25 protein-coding genes are annotated in these 20,893 nt (G+C 69.5%); 4 read left to right on the top strand and 21 right to left on the bottom strand.

The window, feature by feature from the left end; all coding sequences use genetic code 11:
• Window positions 1–83: 83 nt before the first annotated feature.
• The gene (locus PSV23_RS03800; RefSeq protein WP_300466199.1) at window positions 84–884 is read left to right on the top strand and encodes a PhoH family protein; all 801 of its coding nucleotides are present in this window, start codon (window positions 84–86) and stop codon (window positions 882–884) included.
• Between the two features lie 24 nt (window positions 885–908).
• On the opposite strand, the gene PSV23_RS03795 is transcribed toward PSV23_RS03800, so the two are convergent.
• Complete coding sequence (locus PSV23_RS03795) at window positions 909–2,165, bottom strand: cation:proton antiporter (RefSeq protein ID WP_300466179.1); 1,257 nt, start codon at window positions 2,163–2,165, stop codon at window positions 909–911.
• A gap of 173 nt (window positions 2,166–2,338) precedes the next feature.
• Between PSV23_RS03795 and lspA the strand changes: the two genes are divergently transcribed.
• Together lspA and PSV23_RS03785 are read left to right on the top strand one after the other, a co-directional pair.
• Window positions 2,339–2,845 (top strand): signal peptidase II, encoded by a 507-nt coding sequence (lspA, locus tag PSV23_RS03790; RefSeq protein ID WP_300466178.1) that lies wholly within the window; start codon window positions 2,339–2,341, stop codon window positions 2,843–2,845.
• Window positions 2,846–2,916: 71 nt separating this feature from the next.
• On the top strand, window positions 2,917–3,480 hold the full coding sequence (locus PSV23_RS03785; protein ID WP_300466177.1) for a DUF3035 domain-containing protein: 564 nt from the start codon (window positions 2,917–2,919) through the stop codon (window positions 3,478–3,480).
• Between the two features lie 58 nt (window positions 3,481–3,538).
• On the opposite strand, the gene PSV23_RS03780 is transcribed toward PSV23_RS03785, so the two are convergent.
• The 16 genes from PSV23_RS03780 to PSV23_RS03705 form a co-directional block, all read right to left on the bottom strand.
• Window positions 3,539–4,447, bottom strand: coding sequence for a DMT family transporter (locus PSV23_RS03780; RefSeq protein WP_300466176.1), 909 nt, complete (start codon window positions 4,445–4,447; stop codon window positions 3,539–3,541).
• A gap of 87 nt (window positions 4,448–4,534) precedes the next feature.
• Complete coding sequence (gene ssb, locus PSV23_RS03775) at window positions 4,535–5,017, bottom strand: single-stranded DNA-binding protein (RefSeq protein WP_300466175.1); 483 nt, start codon at window positions 5,015–5,017, stop codon at window positions 4,535–4,537.
• 156 nt (window positions 5,018–5,173) lie between these two features.
• Window positions 5,174–5,620, bottom strand: a complete 447-nt coding sequence (locus PSV23_RS03770) for a hypothetical protein (protein WP_300466174.1) — start codon at window positions 5,618–5,620, stop codon at window positions 5,174–5,176.
• A complete protein-coding gene (locus PSV23_RS03765) occupies window positions 5,620–6,288 on the bottom strand; it encodes a hypothetical protein (RefSeq protein ID WP_300466173.1) in 669 nt (222 codons plus the stop codon). Before PSV23_RS03765 ends, PSV23_RS03770 begins: the two co-directional genes overlap by 1 nt.
• 76 nt (window positions 6,289–6,364) lie before the next feature.
• A complete protein-coding gene (locus tag PSV23_RS03760) occupies window positions 6,365–9,118 on the bottom strand; it encodes a transcriptional regulator (protein WP_300466172.1) in 2,754 nt (917 codons plus the stop codon).
• 278 nt (window positions 9,119–9,396) lie between these two features.
• Window positions 9,397–10,233, bottom strand: coding sequence for a flagellin (locus PSV23_RS03755; RefSeq protein WP_300466171.1), 837 nt, complete (start codon window positions 10,231–10,233; stop codon window positions 9,397–9,399).
• 131 nt (window positions 10,234–10,364) lie between these two features.
• Complete coding sequence (locus tag PSV23_RS03750; protein ID WP_300466170.1) at window positions 10,365–10,655, bottom strand: flagellar protein FlaG; 291 nt, start codon at window positions 10,653–10,655, stop codon at window positions 10,365–10,367.
• 97 nt (window positions 10,656–10,752) lie between these two features.
• Window positions 10,753–11,586, bottom strand: coding sequence for a flagellin (locus PSV23_RS03745; protein ID WP_300466169.1), 834 nt, complete (start codon window positions 11,584–11,586; stop codon window positions 10,753–10,755).
• 454 nt (window positions 11,587–12,040) lie between these two features.
• Window positions 12,041–12,502, bottom strand: coding sequence for a hypothetical protein (locus PSV23_RS03740; RefSeq protein ID WP_300466168.1), 462 nt, complete (start codon window positions 12,500–12,502; stop codon window positions 12,041–12,043).
• On the bottom strand, window positions 12,499–12,882 hold the full coding sequence (locus tag PSV23_RS03735; protein ID WP_300466167.1) for a M15 family metallopeptidase: 384 nt from the start codon (window positions 12,880–12,882) through the stop codon (window positions 12,499–12,501). Before PSV23_RS03735 ends, PSV23_RS03740 begins: the two co-directional genes overlap by 4 nt.
• Entirely contained in the window at window positions 12,879–13,142 is a 264-nt protein-coding gene (locus tag PSV23_RS03730) for a hypothetical protein (protein WP_300466166.1), read from the bottom strand. The genes PSV23_RS03735 and PSV23_RS03730 overlap by 4 nt, the downstream gene beginning before the upstream one ends.
• Window positions 13,139–13,306, bottom strand: coding sequence for a hypothetical protein (locus PSV23_RS03725; RefSeq protein ID WP_300466165.1), 168 nt, complete (start codon window positions 13,304–13,306; stop codon window positions 13,139–13,141). Before PSV23_RS03725 ends, PSV23_RS03730 begins: the two co-directional genes overlap by 4 nt.
• Window positions 13,303–14,775, bottom strand: a complete 1,473-nt coding sequence (locus PSV23_RS03720; protein WP_300466164.1) for a DUF2793 domain-containing protein — start codon at window positions 14,773–14,775, stop codon at window positions 13,303–13,305. Before PSV23_RS03720 ends, PSV23_RS03725 begins: the two co-directional genes overlap by 4 nt.
• Window positions 14,776–15,058: 283 nt before the next feature.
• Entirely contained in the window at window positions 15,059–15,790 is a 732-nt protein-coding gene (locus PSV23_RS03715; RefSeq protein ID WP_300466163.1) for an anti-sigma factor domain-containing protein, read from the bottom strand.
• Window positions 15,787–16,344, bottom strand: coding sequence for a sigma-70 family RNA polymerase sigma factor (locus tag PSV23_RS03710; protein ID WP_300466162.1), 558 nt, complete (start codon window positions 16,342–16,344; stop codon window positions 15,787–15,789). The genes PSV23_RS03715 and PSV23_RS03710 overlap by 4 nt, the downstream gene beginning before the upstream one ends.
• A gap of 60 nt (window positions 16,345–16,404) precedes the next feature.
• The gene (locus PSV23_RS03705) at window positions 16,405–16,878 is read right to left on the bottom strand and encodes a DUF4112 domain-containing protein (protein WP_300466161.1); all 474 of its coding nucleotides are present in this window, start codon (window positions 16,876–16,878) and stop codon (window positions 16,405–16,407) included.
• A gap of 107 nt (window positions 16,879–16,985) precedes the next feature.
• Between PSV23_RS03705 and PSV23_RS03700 the strand changes: the two genes are divergently transcribed.
• Window positions 16,986–17,912 (top strand): endonuclease/exonuclease/phosphatase family protein, encoded by a 927-nt coding sequence (locus PSV23_RS03700; protein WP_300466160.1) that lies wholly within the window; start codon window positions 16,986–16,988, stop codon window positions 17,910–17,912.
• Here PSV23_RS03700 and PSV23_RS03695 read toward each other — a convergent pair.
• Genes PSV23_RS03695 through PSV23_RS03680 form a run of 4 tightly spaced genes read right to left on the bottom strand, consistent with a single transcriptional unit; the run spans window position 17,893 to window position 20,875 of the window.
• Window positions 17,893–19,113 carry a CCA tRNA nucleotidyltransferase gene (locus tag PSV23_RS03695; RefSeq protein WP_300466159.1) on the bottom strand — a complete coding sequence of 407 codons (1,221 nt, stop codon included), beginning with the start codon at window positions 19,111–19,113 and terminating at the stop codon, window positions 17,893–17,895. The two genes, PSV23_RS03700 and PSV23_RS03695, sit on opposite strands and share 20 nt — an antisense overlap.
• Window positions 19,110–19,772, bottom strand: coding sequence for a CoA pyrophosphatase (locus PSV23_RS03690; protein WP_300466158.1), 663 nt, complete (start codon window positions 19,770–19,772; stop codon window positions 19,110–19,112). The genes PSV23_RS03695 and PSV23_RS03690 overlap by 4 nt, the downstream gene beginning before the upstream one ends.
• Entirely contained in the window at window positions 19,769–20,335 is a 567-nt protein-coding gene (locus PSV23_RS03685; RefSeq protein WP_300466157.1) for a DUF1285 domain-containing protein, read from the bottom strand. Before PSV23_RS03685 ends, PSV23_RS03690 begins: the two co-directional genes overlap by 4 nt.
• Before the next feature lie 42 nt (window positions 20,336–20,377).
• Window positions 20,378–20,875, bottom strand: a complete 498-nt coding sequence (locus PSV23_RS03680) for an N-acetyltransferase (RefSeq protein WP_300466156.1) — start codon at window positions 20,873–20,875, stop codon at window positions 20,378–20,380.
• Between the last annotated feature and the right edge of the window lie 18 nt (window positions 20,876–20,893).

The following is a 20,893-nucleotide window of genomic DNA, read 5'->3' as shown; positions in this document are numbered from 1 at the left end:
CCGGGCGGATGCGTCGCATCCCCTTCTTCTCTCCCTACCTTCGTTCGAGGCGATGCTTTTGCGGCATCGCCTTTTTTCATGCCCTGGAGGCGTCCATGACCAAGCGTGCAGCCATCAAGCGCCAGACCCGCGAGACATCGCGTGAGCACGGTGTGCTCGATTCCCGTCAGTTCATGGAGGATTCCAAGGTACGCCGCCTTCCGACCCACGCCGGCCAGGGCGGCTGGTCGCCCTATCCGTCCAACGACGACCGGGACCAGGCCTATCTGAAGACGCTGAAGCCGAAGTCGGACGGTCAGGCCGAGTTGATGACCGCCATCGACAATCACAACATGGTCCTGGCCCTCGGACCCGCAGGCACGGGCAAGACCTATCTGGCCGTCGCCAAGGCGGTCGAGGCGCTGGAAGCCGGCAAGATCGGCCGCATCGTCCTGAGCCGCCCCGCCGTCGAGGCCGGGGAATCGATCGGCTTCCTGCCCGGCGACATGGAGGACAAGCTGGCCCCCTATCTGCGCCCCCTCTACGACGCCCTCTCGGACCGGCTCTCGATGAAGCGGGTCAAGGCCCTGATGGCCGAAGGGCTGATCGAGATCGCCCCCATCGGCTATATGCGCGGCCGCACCCTGAACAACGCCTTCATCGTCGTCGACGAGGCCCAGAACTGTACCTATGTGCAGTTGAAGATGCTGCTGACCCGGCTGGGCTGGCATTCGACCATGGTGGTCACGGGCGACCCGCAGCAGTCCGATCTGCTGCCGGGCATCTCGGGCCTGTCGGACATCGCCGAACGGCTGATGCCCGTGCCGAACATCGCCGTGGTGCGGCTGGCCGAACAGGACATCGTCCGCCACCCGCTGGTAGCGAGCATGATCGGGGTGCTGTGACGCGACACTGACAGGCGAAAGAGATCAGGCCGTCGCCGGATTCACGGCGGCGGCCTTTTCCTTCGCCAGGGCCAATCCCTCGACCGAACCGCTGACCGGCGGCTTCGGTCGGGCGCCCATCCGATCGATCAAGGCGAAGACAAACGGGTTCAGCGAGATCGACAGCAGGGCGGCGGCCAGGATGAGGTCGTGCGTCTCCTGCCGCATGCCGCCCAGCTGTACGCTGAGGGCGGCGAGGATGAAGGAGAACTCGCCGATCTGGGCCAGGGCCGCGGCGACCGTCAGGCTGGTCGCCCTGTCCAGCTTGAAGGCGCTGGTGATCGCCAGGGCCGCGATGGACTTGCCGACGATTACGATGGCCAGCACGCCCATTATGGCCAGCGGCTCGCGGAGCAGGATCGTCGGGTCGAACAACATGCCGACAGAGACGAAGAACAGCACGGCGAAGGCGTCGCGCAGGGGCAGTGACCGTTCGGCCGCGTTGTGGCCCAGCGGCGAGCTGTTCAGCACCAGCCCCGCGAGGAAGGCGCCCAGGGCGAACGAGTGGAACAGGGCGTAGGCGATCCAGGCGATGCCAAGGGCGATGGCCAGGACCCCGAGGGTGAACAGTTCTCGCGAACGGGTGTGGGCGATGCGCACAAGCAACCACGGCAGCAGCCGGGCGCCGACCACCAGCATCACGCCCGTGAAAGCCGCGACCTTGAACAGGGTCCAGCCGATCGACTGCGCCAGCTCCATGCCGTCCAGTCTCTCGCCCGGCTGGATGACCAGCAGCGGCAGGATGACGAGCGCGACGACGATCACCAGATCCTCGACGATCAGCCAGCCCATCGCGAGCCGGCCGATTGGCCCCTTGACCTGTTTCCGTTCCTCCAGCGCCCGCAGCAGCACGACCGTGGACGCAACCGACAGGGCGAACCCCATCAGCGTCGCCTCGAGATGGCTCATCCCCATCAGCCGGCCGAGGACCCACCCCAGTCCGGTCGCCGCCGCGATCTGAACGAGGGCGCCGGGGATGGCGATCTTTCGCACCTTCATCAGGTCGGCCAGCGAGAAATGCAGCCCCACCCCGAACATCAGCAGGATGATGCCGATTTCGGCCAGCTGCGGCGCCAGCTCCGTGTCGGCGACAAATCCGCCGGTGTGGGGACCGACCAGCACCCCCGCCACCAGATAGCCCACCAGTGGCGACAACTTCAGCCGGTTGGCCAGCATGCCGAATACGAACGCCAGAACGAAGCCGCCGACAAGGGTGAGAATCAGGCTGTCGGCATGCGGCATCGGCGCTCCTGGAATGCGGGCGGGTCTTTCCGTGAACTGGAAGCGTCACATCTGGGGCCTCGGGCCCTTCGAGACAACCGCTGATGGACCTGCGCGGCGCCGTGACACGATTGCCCCTTCGCGGTTGGCCCGCGGACTGCTAACCGAACGCGCTCCACATTTCAGCGGCCCGCATGAAAATCCCACGTCTCGCCGTCACGGCCTTCGCCTTCGCCCTGCTCGTCGTCGTCCTCGACCAGTTGACCAAGGCCTGGATCGTATCCGGTCTCGATCTGCGTGAAATGGGACGCGTCGAGGTTCTGCCGCCGATCCTCAACTTCACCTGGGTCGAGAACCGCGGCGTCAGCTTCGGCCTGTTCGGCGACGGCTCGGCCCGCTGGATGCTGAGCCTGTTCTCGATCGTCGTCGCCGGCGTTCTGGGCTGGTGGGCGCTGCGGGCCGACCGGCGACTGCTGATCAGCGCCATCGGCCTGGTCATGGGCGGCGCGATCGGCAATGTGATCGACCGTATCCGCTTCGGCTTCGTCGTCGATTTCATCGATTTTTCGGGCACCCGGGTCTTCCCCTGGGTCTTCAACGTCGCCGACAGCGCCATCACAACCGGCGTCATCCTGCTGATTCTGGACAGCCTGCTGTCCGAACGGGCGGCCAAGGTTGGCCTCGCCGCCGAAAAGTCGTAATCAGCCGCATTCATCCAGGGCTACGCGCGCGCCCGTTCGGCGCCCGACCCGATCGTCACCGAGATCACATAATGCGCCTTCGTACTGTCGCCGTCCTGACCCTCACCACCTCGATGCTCGCGCTCGGCGCCTGCTCGAGCGTTCGGCAGGGGATCGGCCTGACCAAGATCACGCCCGACGAATTCCTGACTGTGTCCACCGCCCCGCTGACCGTGCCGCCGGAATACGGCCTGCGTCCGCCGGCGCCCGGCCAGCCGCGCCCGCAGGAATTGGCTCCCGAATCCGCCGCCCGCCAGATCCTGCTGGGCCAGCGTCAGGCCGTGACCCGCTCGGCCGGCGAACAGCAGCTGGTCGCCCAGGCCGGCGGCGACCGCGCCGATCCCTTGGCGCGCTATGTGGTCGACGACGAGTTCGGCGATCTGGCGCACAAGGAAGAGGGCTGGGCCAACCGGCTGCTGTTCTGGCGCCGCGAAGACCCCGCCACCCAGGTGGCGACCCCGGTCCAGACGTCGGAAGGCGCGGTCACTGTCGACGCCGCCAGCGAATACGCGCGCCTGCAGGCTCTGACCGGCGGGCGCGTCGGCATCGTCATCGCGCCACGCCGCGACACGGGCTTCAAGCTTCCGGGCCTCTAGGCGCTCGACAAGTCTGTCAAGAAGGCCCGGATACGAAAGCGTCCGGGCCTTTTGCTTGTCAGGCCCTGGCCGCGCCGGCCCTGAGCCCGCGCTCGGCCAGGGCCACGATGGCGACCCCTCCCATGGTCAGGGCCGCGCCCGTCAGAATCTGCGGCGTCAGCACATCGCCCATGAAACCCCAGCCGATCAGGATCGACACCACGGGGGTGGCCAGCAGATAGGGCGTCACCCGCCCTGCCTCGCGCTTCTGCACCAGCCAGAACACCAGCGTCGTGGCGATCACGGACGAGACCAGGCCCGCCCAGACGACGGAGACCCACACCAGCGCGTCGGCCTGCCGGATCGCCTGCCACTGACCCTGTTCGAACATCGCCGAGCCGAAGGCCAGGGTCGGCAGGGCCACCAGGGCCAGAAGCCCCTGCATCTTCAGCGGCGGGATTGAGGTGGTGCGTCGCGCGATCACCGTCGTCAGGGCCCAGGCCGAGGCCGCGGCAATGCCGACCAGAATGGCCTTCCAGTCGGCGATGGCATGCGGATCCAGCGTCATCCAGGCCACGCCCGCGAAGGCCACGGCCATGCCGGCCAGGGCGTAACGCGACAGCTTCTCGCCCAGCAGCAGGAAGGCGAACAGCGCCGTGAACGGCACCCACAGCTGCGCGGCCACGGACACGGGACTGACGTCCTGCGCCAGCCAGAAGGCCAGGTAGATCAGGCCATAGTGGATCGGTCCGCCCAGCACGACGATGATCGCCAGGCTCTTCCAGTTCGGGAACGGTCGCCGCACGAACGGAATCAGGCAAGCCGCCGCGATCGCGAACCTCAGCGCGCCCACCAGCAGCGGCGGCATGGTTTCAGTTGCCAGCTTGGCCGCGGCGTTGTTCACGCCCCAGATCACCACCACAGCGATGATGGCGAGAATCTCGACCGGCGAGAGCGGGCTGTGGGGCTTGTCAGGGGTAATCACCACCGGGCTATGGCACAGGTCCGCGCCGCCGGGGTGTCAAAGCGGGTAACGGAGCGTTTCGCGAACGCCCCGTTACCGCCTGTCATGCGCCTAGAACGGAATGTCGTCGTTCAGGTCGTAGCTTTCCTTGGGACCGCTGGGCTTGTTGGCGCCACCGGTCGAGAAGCCCGAGGAATAGTCGTCGTCGCCGCCGCGCTGGGCCCCGCCGCCGGAGCCGCCGTCACGACCGCCCAGCATGGTCAGCTCGCCCTTGAACTTGTTGACCACGACCTCGGTCGAATATTTCTCGACGCCCTGGGCGTCGGTCCATTTGCGGGTCGCCAGCGTGCCCTCGATGTAAACCGTCGAGCCCTTCTTCAGATAGTTCTCGGCGACCTTGATGATGTTGTCGTTGAAGATCACGACGCGATGCCACTCGGTCTTTTCCTTGCGCTCGCCGGTGGCCTTGTCGCGCCACTGCTCGGACGTGGCCAGCGACAGGTTCGCGACCCGCTCGCCCGAGTTCAGGGTGCGGATTTCCGGGTCCTTGCCCAGGTTGCCGACCAGAATGACCTTGTTGACGCTGCCCGCCATCGCCGAGCTCCTTCTTCTTCGTTCGGGCCCGCCGCGCTTCGCGCTGTTCCGGGCCGGGATTGATTGTCAGGCCTGACTAGCGCGCTTCCGCGACCCGCAGGTCAGGTTTGTCGCCGTCATCCACAGGCGCTTTGTTCCATGTTTGTTCCGGCCCGTCTAGGGTGCGGGCGCGGGCGCCGCCTGCTCGGGGTTCACCGAGACCGCCACCGGCGTGCCGTCGATGGCGCGCTGGATTGCGCTGGGAATGGCCAGCCGTCCGTCGCCGGTCCGGGCCAGCAGGATGAACCGCGACCCTTCCAGCGTCTTCGAAATCCACACCCCGGCGCGGTCGATGAAGATGAACTGCCCCTGGTACGAGCCCAACACCTCGCGGCGGCTGCCGCCCAGGCGCAGGAAGCGCAGGCGCATTTCCTCGAGGCGGGCGGCGCAGAACTCGATCTGCGGCTGGTCGTCCGCGACCTTGTTGAAGCGCGGAGCCTCGCCCTCGGCGCCCATTTCGACAGCGTAGCAGACGCCGGCGTCGAAGGGGGCCTCGGTGGCCTTTTCACAGGCTGCGAGGGCCAGCAAGCTCGCGCCCAGCGCGGCGGTCGTCAGAGTTTTCATCAGCGCAGCCCCGGGAATTGGCAGGCCCGGTCCTGCTCGACCAGGGTGCGGAAACGGTTGTTGTCGGGCGACTGTTCGACCCGGCGCGGCACCAGCCTGAGCGTGGTCTCGCCCCAGCGACCATAAAGGGCCTCGCCCGGACGGACGCAGGTGCCGGCGTACAGCGCCTGGACGCAGGCGTTCAGGCTCATGTTCGAGGACAGCGAGCGCCAGTCCGATCCTGTATGACGCAGACAGGCGCTGCCCGAGGCGGCCTGGGTCGTGGGCTGGGGCTGGGTGGGCTCGTCGGATGGCGCCGGCTGCTCGGCCTCGGTAAGCTCGATCGGCGGCAGGCTGGGCGGCGGGGCGAAGGCCGCGGTCGGCGCGGCGGCCAGGGCGCCGGTCTCGTCGATGCCCACGTCGAGCGCGTCGGTGGCCACTCCGTTGCGGCGCGCGCAGTCGGACAGGGTCGCCATGCCGATGAACTGGCCGTTGACGAAGCAGCGCAGTTCACGGGTCGTGTTCAGCTCTGGGGCGTCGGCCACATCAATCGTCAGACCGCCCTGGGCGGCCGGCGGAGGACCGGCGTCCCGTCCCCGTCCGCTGCTGAACACCAGGGCCAGCACGACGGCCGCGACGATCGCCAGTCCGGCGCCGATCGCGATGAGAAGACGATTGTCCTGGGGCATGAAAGGCTCGCGCGGATGGAGCCCCCAATAACCCCTTAGGAGCCCGCGCCGTCAACGTCCTTCGTCGGCGAACCGCCTAGCCGGTGAGCCGGGACAGGGCGGCCTGGTAGTTGGCCAGCTGAGCCGTCAGATAGGCGGGCACGGGGCCGTTGGCGGCCGGAGCGGACGTGGCGGGATCGAGCGCGCGATAGGCGTCCCGCACCGCCTTCATCGCAGCCTGGAGGCGTTCGCCGGCCGTCTTCACCGACGCGGCGTCGCCCAGGTTCAGACCGGCGGGAAGGTCAAGGCCGAAGGTCTTGACCACGTCGTCGCCGATCGACGATCCCACATAACCCGGCGACAGACCCAACCCCGCCAGGGCGTCGCGGCCCGTCTCTCCGGCGGTCAGGACGCCGCCGGCTTTTCCGTCGCGGGCCGTGATCGACAGGCGCTGGAAGCCGCCTGTTGTGGTCGTGGTCTCGCCGGTCTTGCCCGTGACCGCGCCGCCCTCGGACGCGATCGTGGCCTTCAGCTTGCCGGCCGAGGCGATCTCGATCTTGCGGGCCAATGTGGCGAGTGTGTCCTTCGCCTCGATGGTCACGGAAACCGCGCGGCCGCCGCCGGGCGGGCTGACGTAGAAGCGGTCGCCGACGCGCACCGAGGTCGCGTCGATCAGCCGCTTGGAATCGCTCTGGTCGATTTCCCCCTTGGGAAGGCCCAGCCGGTCCAGCACGCTGGCCCCGTTCGAGGCGACCGCCAAGGTCATGGGTTTGGCCTGATCGCCGTCGCCGGACCAGGTTTTCTCATACTCCACGGCGCCGCTCAGCGGATCGATGCGGGCCAGGTATCCCTTGGTGGGATCGGTCGCCTTGGCGGCGGGATCGCGGTCGGCCACGCCCGTGATCCAGACCTTGCCGTCATGGACCTTGACGTCCGCGGCGCTGTCGTCGCCCGCGCCGCCGTGCCAGGTCAGCCGGTCGCCGGCCGAGGCGGTCAGGTCGCTGGACAGGGTGGCGATGAAGATGTCCTTGCCGCCCGAATGGGCGCTGGTCACACTGCCCGCCGACAGGCCGCTGTCGCGGCTGGTCCCCGTCAGTATGACTTTGCCGCCCGACACCGAGACGCCGGCGATGTCGCCGCTGATCACGCCCAGATCGCGCGTCGACGCCAGGGTCGGCACGCCCGCGGCGTCGAGGGTGAAACGGCGCACGACGGCGCGGCCGTCCTCGACCCCGGCGGTGTACAGGTTCGAGCCGTCGATGGTCATCGCGTCGACGCTGTCGTCGCTGGCCGTGCCGAACTGGGCCGTGGCGGTCGTCTTCACGGTGATGCCGGCGGTCGGATAGAGCTCGCCCGTCTTGAAGGCCTGCACATAGCCGTCCCAGCCGCCGACGGGGGACGCGCCCGTGATCGCCGACTTCGCCCGACCGGCGATATAGACCGTACCGTCGGCGCCGAAGCTGACGGATGTCGCCTCATCGGCCGCGCGGGCCCCGCGGCGCTGGCTCCATTGCTCCTCGCCGTCCTTGTTGAAGACGGTGACGAAGCTGTCGGCGACGCCGGCGACCTGGCCCGCCTTGCCGGCGTCGGTCCTGGAGGTGTTCAGGGATCCGGTGACCGAACCCGCGACCGCCACATTGCCGTTGGCGTCGATGGCGATGGCGTAGCCGCTGGCGCTCGAGGCCGCGCCCAGGGTGCGGGTCGCGACCAGCCGTCCCGCGGTGTCGTACCGCATCAGGGCGACGTCCTGCACGCCCTTGATCGGCTGGGTGTCGGGACCGGCGGTCACATCGGCGACCATCCACAGCGAGCCGTCCGGCCCCACGGCGCTGGCGCGCACGTTCTGGACCCCGTCCGGCAGGTCGTTCTGCGACAGGCGGCCATCGACCCATTGGGTTTCGCCGACGCCGCCCGTGGTCGGCGCCGCCGCCGTACCGACGTCGCTCTGGAATTTCAGCAGCTGGTTTCCACCCGCGGTCCCGGCCGACTGAACGACATAGACGGCGTCGGAGGTTTCGGCGGCGGTGAAGCCCACCGTCTCCGTCGAGTTTCCACGTATGGCCATCGACCATCTGTCCGGACCGGCCGGCAAGGTGACAGGCTTGCCGTTGACCTGCATGGTCTTGGGCTCGGCCTTGATCTGCTCGCGGCCGATCCGGGTCGCGAAGCCGGCCGTCTCGAGCTGCGTGTTGATGAACGCCAGCACGTTGTCCAGCGTCCGGGATTGCGCACCCATGCCGGCCAGATCGATCGGGACTGCGGTGGTCAGGGAATCGGTCACGCCGACCGGCACCTTGATGGTGATGTTGAACCGGACATCGCCCTGGAAGGCCGCGACAGGCGTGCTGACCGCCCCCTCATGAATGGGGCCGGTGATCGAGACCGCGCTGTCGCGCGGCGTGGCGGCGGTGGTCTTGCTGATGGATTTGGCCGTCCCCTGCACCATCCGGACGGCGTCGAACTCAGCCGCCGAAAGCCAAGACCCGACTTCGGTCAGACCCGCGCTGAAGCGTTTGTTGAGCTGGGCCAGCTCCAGGGTGCTGACGCCCTTGGTCGCGGCGCGGTTGGTCAGGGCGTTCAGCGTGTCCAGGCCCTGATACAGGGCGAACAGTTTTCGATAGTCGGCCGGAGCCGACTTCATGTCCAGCTGGGCCGCGTCCTCGTTGATCAGCTTGCGGCCACCCAGGGCGGCGCGCACCAGCGCGTCCTGCTTCGGGGCGACGACGGTCGACGACCAGGGCGGCGTGGGCTGCTTCCTGGCGGCCTGTTGCAGCGCCGCCGCCGTGTAGGACGACGTCGTGTCAGCGGCCGAACCGCCGAACAGACCCAGAAGATAGCTGTTGTTGATCACCACGCGACTCCCGGCCCGTACTGTGGGGCTTCGAGCGTAACGAGGACTTAACGCGAGAGCTTAACGCCAGAGCGCGGGACGCGACGCGCGCGACTCTGAGGCCGACTCGGGGAACAATGATCCCCGGCGTCCGTTCTTCGAGCGCCGGATGAGGAGGACGCCGTGATGACCGCCTTCGTCAATGCCCTGAAATCGTTGCTTTCGCTGTACGGCTTCGGACCGCGAACCGGCCTGCGCCACAGGCCGGCCGCGATCCAGATCGGACACCGCCGCGCGGTTTAACCGCCGCGGAACAGCGACAGGATGATCTGGGGCGCCTGGTTGGCGATCGACAGCGACTGGGCGCCCAGTTGCTGCTGCACCTGCAGCGCCTGAAGCCGCGCGCTTTCCTTGGCCAGGTCCGCGTCGACCAGATTGCCGATCCCCGATTCCAGCGTGTCCATCAGCTTGCTGACGAAATTGTTGTGCGCCTCGATCTGCTTGGCCTGGGCGCCGATCGAACCGAGGGCGGCATTGAGCTGGGTGATGGAATCGTCCAGCCGGGTCAGGGCCTGGGTCGCGCCGGTCAGGGTCAGCAGGCTGTCCGACAGGGCCAGCTCGATGATGGCGCCGCCCAGCGACAGGTTCTTGGAAGACAGGGTGACGAAGCTGGTGGCGTCGGCGTTGGCCAGGAATTTGATGCCGGTGGTCAGCGATCCGTTCAGCAGGTTGCCGCCGTCGAACGAGGCGTTGCTGACCTGGGACGCGAGCGCCCGCAGCAGGGCCTTGAAGTCGTTGTCGAGCAGCTGACGTGACTGGGTCTTCAGCGAGCCGTCCTTGGCCGCGACGACCTTTTCCTTCAGCTGGTTCAGCAGGTCCGAAACTGATTCGCCGGCCGAAAGGGCCACGTCGGCGACCGAGGTGGCCCGGTCGAGGCTCTGCTTCACCGCGCTGAGGGCCCCGATGTCGGCTCTCTGTCCCTGGGCGATGGCCCAGATGGCGGCGTTGTCCTTGGCCCCCTGGACCTTCAGGCCCGTCGAGATCCGTCCCTGGACGTCGCTCAGCCGGTCGTTGGTCCGCGTGAGGTTCTGCAGCGCGATGGCCGCGGAGTTGTTGGTATGGACGCTATTCGTCATCCGACTCAGCCCTGTGAGGTTTCGCCAAGGCTAGAGGCGCAAGGGTGCACACATGGTTAACGGCTGCTAACCATGACGAAACCCGCGCGGATCGCTCCTGCGCGGCGGGGTGGATCGATTGTCTGGCGCGGTCAGGCGGTGGTGTTGATGACCGAGCCGGAGCTGTATTCCGCCGCCTGCATCAGGTCGACGACCTGTTCGCGGGGCAGTTGCCTGACGACCTCGCCGGTGACCCGATCCATCGTCTTGTAGATGAACGATCCTGACGGCCCTTCCTCAATGACCAGGCGATAGCGCGCGACGCGTTCGGCCTCTTCGGACGCCCTGGAATCATGGAAATCGCCGCCGGCGGTGAAACCGGCGGTGGCTGCGGGCAGGATGGCGGACGCGGTTACTAAGGCCAGTTTCGCATTGTCTTGCATGGCTCCTTCCGACGGGGTTGAGCCGGCGGCTTCCTATAAAGGGACTGGAGATCGGTCGGGCGGGATCCGCGTGGGACCCCGCCCTTCCGGTCGATCCTTAGCGGAACAGTCCGAGCAGGATGGAGGTCGAGGAGTTGGCGATCGACAGCGCCTGCACACCCAGCTGTTGCTTGGTTTGCAGAGCTTGCAGTCGGGCGCTTTCCTTGGCCAGATCGGCGTCGACCAGGTTGCCCACGCCGGTTTCCAGAGCGTCCTGGAGCTTGCCGACGAAGCCAAGGTGGGTCGAGAACGACTTGGAGCCGGTGCCCAGGCGAGCCAGGGAGGCCGAAACCTTGTCGATCGAGGCGTTGACCAGACCGAGGGCGGTCGTGGCCAGCGTCGAGGTGCCGATGGTGGTCGTGGCCGTGACCGTCACGTTCGTACCGCCCAGCGACAGGTTTTCACCCGCCACCTTGAGAGTCGAACCCGCGGTATTGGCCAGGGCCTTATAGCCATTGGTCGTGGTCGAGTTGTCCAGCAGGTTCACGCCGTTGAACTTGGCGTTGGCCACGACGGTCCCGATCTGGTCGCGAATGGCCTTGAAGTCTTCGTTCAGGGCCGAACGGGCCGAGGTGGTCAGGCTCTTGTCCGTGGCGGACAGGGCCTTTTCCTTCAGCTGGCTCAGCAGATCGGAGACCGATTCGCCGGCGGCCAGGCTGACGTCCACGGCGGAAGAGCCGCGGTTCAGGCTGTCCTTGACGGCGTTCAGGGCGCCGATTTCGGCGCGCTGGCTGGTGGCGATGGCGAAGATGGCGCCGTTGTCCTTGGCGGACGAGACGTTCTTGCCGGTGCTGATGCGGTTTTGAACCGTGGCGAGTTCACTGTTGGTGGACTGCAGGTTCTGGAGGGCGATCATTGCGCCCATGTTCGTGTTAACGCTGTTCAGCGCCATGACGATATTCCTTGTTTCAAGGTGTCCGACGCCATTTTGGCTGCCGGGAGCATTTTGCTCGCAGCTATCGCAGCAAGGACGGGACCAGTCGCCAAACGGACATGCCAGACCAACGGCCGTTGTTTTTGCTGCGTTAGTTCCTGTTAAGCACGTCGGGCGCCCGGCAGAATGTGCAGGGTGGGCGGCAAGAACTGCCCGGTCGCCCTGCAGTTTGTGCCCCCGGCGCCTAGCACGGTCTTGCGAATTCGGGGCGCCAACCGCGCCAGACCCTGCCACTGGCCTTCACCGGGGCGGCGACCACGGCCATCGGCGTCGCCGCGGTTCGATCCACCGGTCCACCAGGGCGCGCTCGGCCACCAGGGTGTCCACCGCCAGGCTCCGGGCGGCGTCGCACAGGACAAGCGCCCCTCCCCGCGCCGCGTAGGACGCCTCCAGACCGGCCTGGCTCGCCGCCTCAGGCAGCCGGTCCAGCCGACACGGCGTGGTCGCCGCCTCGGGCAGGGTCAGCCGGGGCGGTGGCGCAGACGGCGGGGGCGAGATCGCACAGCCGGCGATCATGCTCGCGCAGCCTAGCGGCGCGAGCGGGGTCCAGCGGGAGGGAGGCGTCATGGGCGATCCTTGCGTTATGGGCGGCGCGGTCGGTCGCCCGGGCGACCGAGTCGGCCTGTTGGTGATGGAGGTCGATGCGGCGGGCCTGGCGGGCCGCGCCTTCGAACTCGAGCCGGCGCGCGGCGGCGTCGAATGCGGCCGTCGAGGCCCGCGTCTCCGCGGCCGCGAGCCTGCGTTCCGCCAGGTTGAACGGATCCCAGCGCAAGCCGAGGCCATGGCCGAGCGTCAGCGCGGCGGCGACCGCGAGAGCGACGACCAGACTCCAGCCGGGCGGCGTCAGGGCGCGAAGGAGGTCGAAAGGCCTCACGGGAAAACCCCGCGGTCCAGTTCGAAATGCGGGCCATCGCGCAGGGAGGTCCAGTCGCCGCCCCAGACGATCGCCGTGCCCTGTCGCGCGGCGGCCGCCTTGAAGGCCGCGGCGATACGGGGATAGAGCGGCCAGTCCCAGCGCACCTGGCCGTCGACCAGCGCGGCTACGTCCACTGCATGACCGGTCAGATGGCGGGACTTCCGGGTTCTGCTGGCCCCCGCCCGGACCAGGGCGGCCTGACGCTCGGGCGTGCGCAGCCCTTCGGTGACCATGAAGTCCACGGGCGTCAGGGCCGAGGCCTCCTTGACCAGGGCGACCAGCCGGGGATGCACGCCCTGCAGCCGTTTCAGGGAGCGTTCGGAGAGGCGGAAGCTCATGACCGCTTCCCCGGCAGGGCGCCCAGGGTCTCGATCAGCTGCTGGGCGGTCGGCGCCACCAGATAGAGCACCATGCTCAGCGCCAGCAGCGCCATCAGCCCCTCGGCAAGCCGCGGCGCGGCTTCGGGCGGTATCGCCGCGATCAGCCGGTCCAGCAGCAACCAGGCCCCGCCGCTGACGGCGAATACATACAGCCTGCGCCACAACCAACGGCTCTCGGCCAGCGGTGAAGGCGCTTCCTTGTTCGGAAAGTCGGTCATCGGAAATCCTCCGGATCCTCAAGGTCGAAGGCGACGCGACGCCAGCCGTCGCCGCCGTGGGTGAACAGGTCGAGGTCGGTCAGCCGTCGGGGCGCGTCCCACGCGTCCTCGTCCAGCAGCGCGGCGTCGCGCCGGTCGTCATGGAATGTCGGGCGGCGGGTCATCCGAGGGCCGTGATCCAGATCACGCCGGCCGCGCCCGCGCCGCCGACGCCTCCAGCGGTCACGCCGGCCCCGCCGCCGCCGCCGCCCGCGCCGGCCCCGCCGCCCGCCCCGCCCGGGTGACCGGTCCCGGCCGCGACAGCGCCCCCGCCGCCTCCCCCGCCGCCGGCCCAGTGAAGGGAGGGTTGGGGCGCTGTCCCGCCGATCGCTCCGGCGCCCGCCCCGCCCGCCCCGCCGATCGCCTGAACCGCCAGAACACCGCCGTCGCCGCCGGCTCCGCCCGCGCGGACGACCCCCGCGCCGTCAACCCCGCCTCCGGCCCCGCCGCCGCCCGATCCGTCCGGACGGTCACGGTCCTTGCCCGGCGCGCCCTCGGCCGTGACGCCGGAACCGCCGCCGGCGTTCGAGACGGGCGCTCCGGCCCCTCCCGCGCCCCCTGCCCCGCCCGCGGCGCCACCCTGACCGCCGACGCCGCCGGCTCCCGTCAGCAGCGCGGCGCCGCCCAGCGAAACCAGGCTGTCCGTCCCGTCCGCGCCCGCACCCCCGGCGCCGCCCGATCCGCCCGCTCCGACCGTGATGGTCAGGCCGGCGCCCAGCAGGTCCGCCGGCCACCCGGCCCCACTGACGCCGCCCGCACCCCCGCCGCCGCCGCCCGGACGCGCGCCCGAGCCGCCGAAGGCGCCGCTTCCCCCGCCGCCACCGCCGCCCACGGCCACCGCCTCGATGGTTCGCGCCCAGTCGGGCGGCGTGTAGGTCCCCGAAGCGCCAAAGGCCGTCACCGAGCGCCGCGCGGCGCCCTGGGTGAAGATCACCCGGCCCGTCGCCCGCTCGACCGAAAAGACCTCCCGCCAGTCCGATCCGTCGCCGCTGACCTTCAGCCTCAGGTCGTCGTCGCCGACCAGCCCCAGCTCCGCCCGGCCGCCGTATCCGCTCTGGAACACCAGCGACAGGACGTCGCCCGACGCCTCCTTGTTCAGCGTCAGCCGCAGATCGCCGGTGCCGCCGTACGCCGCCTCCCGCGCGGTCCACAGGGCGTTGTTCAGCCTGGCGAGGAAGGGGTTCCAGCTGTCGGCCGTCGCGCCGATCCCCAGCCGGCCCAGATCCTGGACCTCGCCCAGCCTCCGGCCCAGCGGAACCCAGCTGTCCCAGTGGCGCACCACCAGCTCGGCCGCATCCACGACCAGCACCACCAGCCCGTCCGGGACCGCGATCGCGCTCCACCCGCCGCCCTCGGCCCGCACCAGCGTCCCCGCCGGCCGCGCGCCCCAGTCCGCCCCGGTCGCGCCGGCGGGCAGGATCCAGAGGGCGCCGTCGGCCGGCGATGCCGGCTCGACCGTCGCGGTCCGGCTGACCACCGCGGTCTGGACCATGGCGTCCAGCCGGGTGAGGGCCTCGTTCAAGGTCACATGTTTCTGCATCTGCCCGGCCGCCAGATAGGGCAGCTCCAGCCGGGCGCTGTGGTCGTCGCTCATCACTCTCTCTCCGCACGGGATGTCGGAGATCAGTGTGGGGGCGGGGCTTCCTGCGGCTCGCAGATGACGCTGCCTGATCGGGAAACGTCAGCGAAATCAGTAAACTGGCTTTTGAAACCCGTCCGGTTCAGCACGAAATGGCAGCGGGGAGGCCGAGTGGAAGGGCTGGACGGCCTCCCCGCCTGACGGGCCCGTTGGCTGTCAGGACCAGGCGGCGCGTTTGCACGCAACCGCAACGGACTCGTCGCAAGCAGCTACGGAACGCTCCGGCGCGCGGATGCGGTCAGAGGCGCTGAAGGTCGCCGGACGCCACGACGGGGCCGTCGGGGTGGTCGGGCGCGGGCGTGTGGCCGGGCGCCTCCATGGACACGGCGACCGCATTGGCCTGCCCCGCCTTGCCCGACAGGGCTCGCCCGAGGTTGTGGCGCGAGGTCGCCGAGCCGTCGATAGCGCCGACCAGCTGGACCCCGCCCTCGGGCATGACCAGCCACAGGTGCGGCACGCGCGTGTCGCCGGCCATCTCGTTGGTCGGGGCCAGATACAGTTCGCCGCTGGCGGGGTCGTAGGCGATGGTCATGGCCGCCGTCCCGTTCTCCAGCGTCAGGGTCGCGACCCGGGTCACCGCCACGGGCGCCGCCGGCGCCGGAACCGGCGGAACCGGAGACGGCTGGGCCAGCAGCACGACGACCGCCGCCAGACTGGCCGCCAGCAGACCGGTGGAGCCCACCGCCCATGTCCGCCAGAAGGCCAGCCGCCGGTTGTCATTGGCGGCGACGGGCGGCAGTCCGGCCTCGACGCGCGGCCAGACATAAGGCGATGGCGCAACAGGCGGGATGTCATCGGCGAGCCCGGCCAACTGTTCGTTCCAGGTCTCGACCTCGGCCGCGAAGGCGGGGTCCGCAGCCTCCCGGGCGCGGGCGGCGGCCTCCGCGGCGGGCGAAAGGACGCGCAGGGCCAGTTCCCCGGCCAGGGCCTGGTCCTCGTCCATGCCGTCTTTGTCAGTTGGATCGGTCATGATTCCAGACAGGCCCTCAGCCGCATCAGTCCTCGCCGGATCCAGCTCTTCATCGTCCCCAGCGGCACATTCTCACGCGAGGCCAGGACGTCATAGGTCACACCCTCGATGAAGGCCGTGCGGATGGCGCCGCCCGTGCGGTCATCCAGTTCAGCGAGACAGTCGTTCAGCCGGCGCACGTCGTCGCCGGTCTCCAGCGCCTGCGCCGGCGAAGGGCCGTCGTCGGCCACATCGAAGGCGTCGTCGATCGGCGTCGAGCGCCGCGCGGACGCGCCCGACCTGAGCCGGTCGATCGCCCGGTTCCGGGCGATGGTCACCAGCCATGTGATCGGGCTCGCGCGGGACGCATCAAAGCTCCCGGCCTTTCTCCACACGGTCAGATAGGTGTCCTGCAAGACGTCCTCGGCCAGTTGGCGGTCAGCCAAGATACGCAGGGTCACGCCCAATAGCTTCGCGGAGGTGGCTTCATAGACGCGACGGAACGCGGCGCGGTCGCCCTGGCCCGCCTGACCGAGGGCCATGGACAGTTCATCGCGGGTGAGAAGGGAACTCATGCGGGCGTCCGGCAGGTCATCGCCGCGAACTGTCGGCGCGCTGCCCGGTTCGTCAAGCTGTCAGTCATGAAGATAGACGATCCGACGCAGCTTCGGGTTCCGGCGCATGTCGGCGACATGCCGGTCGTGATCACCCGTGGCGCGCGCCTCGCGCTCGTTGGCCTCGACCCAGTGGGTGCTCTCTATGTCCTTCTGCAGCGCCCTGGCCGCCAGCAGGTGTCCGGGGAAGAAGAAGTCGACGACGTCGGGGGCGAAAGGGATCACCTCGCCCACCGCCGTGGTGGCGCTGTCGAGACCCAGATAGCCGACCATGCGCATCAGGGTGGATGGCGTCGCCTTCGCCTTGCCGGCCTGGATCAGCAGCCACCCGGCCGCTCCCACGCTGTAGACCGTGCCCACCACGGGGATCCAGGTCAGCAGACCGTCCAGGCCGATGCCGAAGGGGCCGATGCCCACGGCCCGGTCAGACAGCTTCTTCACCCCCTCGACATTGGACCAGATCTTCTCGATATCCGCGACGGACCGTCTGGCCATGCCTGCCCCTCTCCAGTTAAGCGAGACCGTAACGCGCCATGACGACCCCCGTTCATCCTGAAAGGCAAGGACCGCGCTTCAGAGGTCTGTGGGCGGGACGACGGCGTGTGGAAACGCTGTTTCAGCTGGCCCTGACCGCGCCGCTGCTGCTGGGTCTTCTGGCCCTGTCGGGCGTCGGCCACCGCTGGGTGGACATCCTGCTCCAGTTTACCGCACCGGTCCTGATCCTGACCGCCCTGCTGATGGCCGCCATCGTCGGCGCCCGGATGTGGGCGGCGACCCTGCACGGGCTGGCGGCGATCGTCGCCCTCGCCCTGGCGGTGGCCCCGCAATGGTTTCCGGCCTCCGCCCCTCCCCTTCCGGGCGCTCCCGTTGCGCGCATCTATTCCGCCAACGTGCAGGCCCTGAACACGGATGTGGACGGGATCAGGCTCTCGCTCCTCGCCGCCAACGCCGATGTGGTCGTGCTGATCGAGGTGGGAGACGCCCCCGCGGCGCGGCTGGACCAGGTTCTGGCGGACTATCCCTACAGGATCGCCAGCCCGCGCATCGACCGTCCCAGCGGCGCGGCCCGGTCGGTGGTCGCCTCGCGCTGGCCCCTGGCGGTGATCCGGGATCGGCCGGACGGGCTGCACGCGGTCGGAGCCACGATCCGGACGCCGCTGGGCCCTCTGAATGTGCTGGGCGTCCACCTGACCCGCCCCTGGCCGTTCCAGGAGCAGTGGGGCCAGATCAGCCAGACCATGGCGCTCGAGGCCGTGGTTTCGGACCTGACGGGCCCGGTGGTCGTGGCCGGCGATTTCAACAGCGTCTCCAGCGCCCGTATCGGCCGCCAGATCCGGCGCGATATCGGCCTGCATCCCGCTCCCGGCTTCCCCGGCACCTGGCCCAGCGCTGTTCCTTCGGTGTTCGGCGTGACCATCGATCAGGTCTGGCGCTCGCCAGACCTTGTCTTCATCAGCCGCCGTCTGGGTCGGCCCACCGGCTCGGACCACCGACCGGTCGTGACCGAAGTCACCCTCGCGGCGGAGTGATCAGGGCGGCCAGCCGGGCGTCATGGCCGTCGTCCGGAAAGTCATCGGCGATCCACCCGGCCTCGAAGGCCTTCAGCAACCGGCCCGTTTCGGGGCCCGGCGCGACGCCCAGCCGGGCGATCTGACGGCCTCCGACGGGCAGGCCTGGCGGGGTCCAGTCCTGCGCCAGACGGATCAGGCGGCGCGCGTCGTCGCCCCGGTCGGGGACCTCGGCCCGGAGCCGGTGCAAGGCGTCCACGACCGCCCGGGCGCCGTGGCGATAGACAGCCGCCCGTGCGGCGGCGTCGCTCATCGACAGGTCGACCGACGGCAAGGCGATCGCGGCCTGGACCAACCGGTCGCGGACGACGTTGGCCAGTCTCAGGCGCGCCGATACGGCCGTCGCCACCTCCACATCGGCGGGCAGCAGGCCCATCAGCCTCAAGACCGGATCGTCGGTCAGCTCGACCAGGGCGGTGAACAGCGCCCATGACGTCGCCTCGGGCAGCACCTGTTCCAGCACCCCCGCCGTCTGCATCGCCGCCATGGCCGGGCGCGGATCGGGCGCGGCCAGCAGCTTCATCAGCTCCTTCGACACCCGCTCGGCGGACAGTCGGCTCATGCCCGGCGCCAGTTGGCGGCAGGCGGCCAGGGCCACCGCGTCCGGCTCGCCTCGCCCGTACCAGGCGAAGAAGCGGAAGAAGCGCAGGATGCGCAGATAGTCCTCGGTGATCCGCGTCTCCGCATCGCCGACGAAGACGATCCGGCCCGCCTCCACATCCGCGACGCCCTGCCTCGTCGGATCGAACACATGGCCCCCGGCGTCGGCATAGAGGGCGTTGAGGCGGAAATCCCGTCGCGCCGCGTCCTCGGCCCAGTCGTCGGTGAAGGCCACGGTGGCGTTGCGGCCGTCGGTCGAGACGTCGCGGCGCAGGGTGGTGATCTCGAACGGCGTGCGCTCGGTCACCGCCGTCACCGTGCCGTGGGCCATGCCCGTGGGCACGGCCTTCAGTCCGGCGGCGCGGATGGCCTTGTCCGTTTCTTCGGGCTTCAGCGTCGTGGCGATGTCGATGTCGTCGACCGGGACCCCCAGCAGGGCGTTGCGCACGCAGCCGCCGACGAAGCGCGCGCAGCCGGGGCCGCCTGCAGCCTCCAGCGCCGCCATCACCGCCCGGGTCGACGAGGCTGTCAGCCACGGCTGGTCGGTCAGGCGAAGGGTCATGCCGCATCCTCCGCCGCCGCCGCTTCCGGCGCGGCCTCGTCGTCATACAGCCGGGCGTGCAGGGCGCGGATGATCCCGGCGGTGACGCCCCAGATGTAGCGCTCGCCCCAGGGCATGGCCCAGAAAAAGCGTGGCGGCTGGCCGTCCCGCTCGTACGAATCCTGGCGGTGGTTGGCGATGTCCATCAGGAAATCCCACGGGACCTGGAACACCTCGGCCACCTCGGCCAGGGCGGGCGTGGTCCGGGGCGATCGGGTCAGCCACCCGACGACCGGGGTGACCAGAAAGCCGGTGCCGGTTTCATAGGCGTCGCCCACCCCCAGAACCTCCACCAGCGCAGGATCCAGCGCCACCTCTTCCATCGCCTCGCGCAACGCGGCTTCAACGGCGGTCTCGCCCGGATCCAGCCGTCCGCCCGGGAAGGCGATCTGGCCGGTGTGGCTGGCCAGACTGTCGGCGCGGCGCGTCATCAGCACCGTCGCCCCCTCGGATCCGGCGATGACCGGTATCAGCACCGCGGCGGGTCGCAGCGTCCGCTCGGGCCGCAGGGCGCCGGGGTTCAGGTCGAAGTCCGAGCGCGTCGCCGCGCTGTCCGGCCTCCAGCCCGAGGCCGGCTCCAGGCGCTCGATAAGCCGCGCGCGCAAGGTTGACAGGCTCATTCCACGCCCGCCCCGACGGGGCCCAGGGCGAAGGCCGCGCCGTTCGATCGCACCGTCAGCCGCCCGTCCTCGACCTCCGCCATCTCGACCAGTTCATAGAAGACCGGCCGGGCGATCCGGGCCCACAGATCGGCGCGCACCCGCACCGACGGCGAGGGTTCTCCGGTCGCCGGGTCTGTCTCGACCAGAATAGGGTGTTCCGGTCCCGCCTCGGCCTCGTCGCCGACGTCCGTGGTGAAGACCAGGGCGTCGCCACGACGGATCACGGCGACCGCCCGGAACGGCAGATCCTCGACCGTGATCGCCAGCTTCTCGCCCGGGGTGACCAGCACATAGCCGTCATCGTCCTTGCGCAGCACCGTCGAGAACAGCCGCACCAGCTCGGCCCGGCCGATCGGCGACCCCTCGTGCATCCAGACCCCGTCGCGGCGGATGACGATGTCGATCTCGCCGCAATGCGCCGGATGCCACAGATGCACGGGCGGCAGACCCCGGCCCGGCGCCTGCTTCGCCGCTTCGGCGACGGCGGCCAGTCCGGTCTTGCTGTCGGTGGTGGAAGCCATGGGTCCAGACTTAGGCGTCAGGACAGCGTCGGCAAACCCCTTCTATCCGACGGGCCGGACCAACCCGGTGGGTGAACTCTCGCCGCGCCACAGCACGCGGCCACGGTCCACGGGCCCCGGCAGCTGTACGTCTGGCGCCACGGAGAAGCCGAACCGCTCGAAATAGCCCATGTCGCCGACCAGGAGGATTCCGGCCCCGGCGCTGGCGGCATGATCGACGCAGGCCTGCACCAGATCGGCGCCCAGCCCGGCCTTGCGGCTGTCCGCGGCCACCGCGATGGGGCCGAGGAACAGGGCGGGCGTCTCGCCGACCGTGATCCGCCACAAACGCACCGATCCGATCACCCGTCCCTCGTCGCGCGCCACGAAGGCGGCGGCCACACCGGCGCGCTCCCGCAGCCGTTCGGCCGTCTTGGCGAACCGGCCCGGCCCGAAGGCGGCCAGAACCAGCGCCTCGACCGCCGCGGCGTCCGCGGGCGTCTCGGCTTCGATGCGCACAGGGGCATCGTGGGGCGCGGGCTTGGGCAGGGGGTCGGACATCAGGCGGCGCAACTAGAG

Origin of the sequence: Brevundimonas sp. (genome assembly GCF_029946145.1) — a bacterium.
GTDB lineage: Bacteria > Pseudomonadota > Alphaproteobacteria > Caulobacterales > Caulobacteraceae > Brevundimonas.
This window is presented reverse-complemented; position numbering and strand designations above follow the sequence as displayed.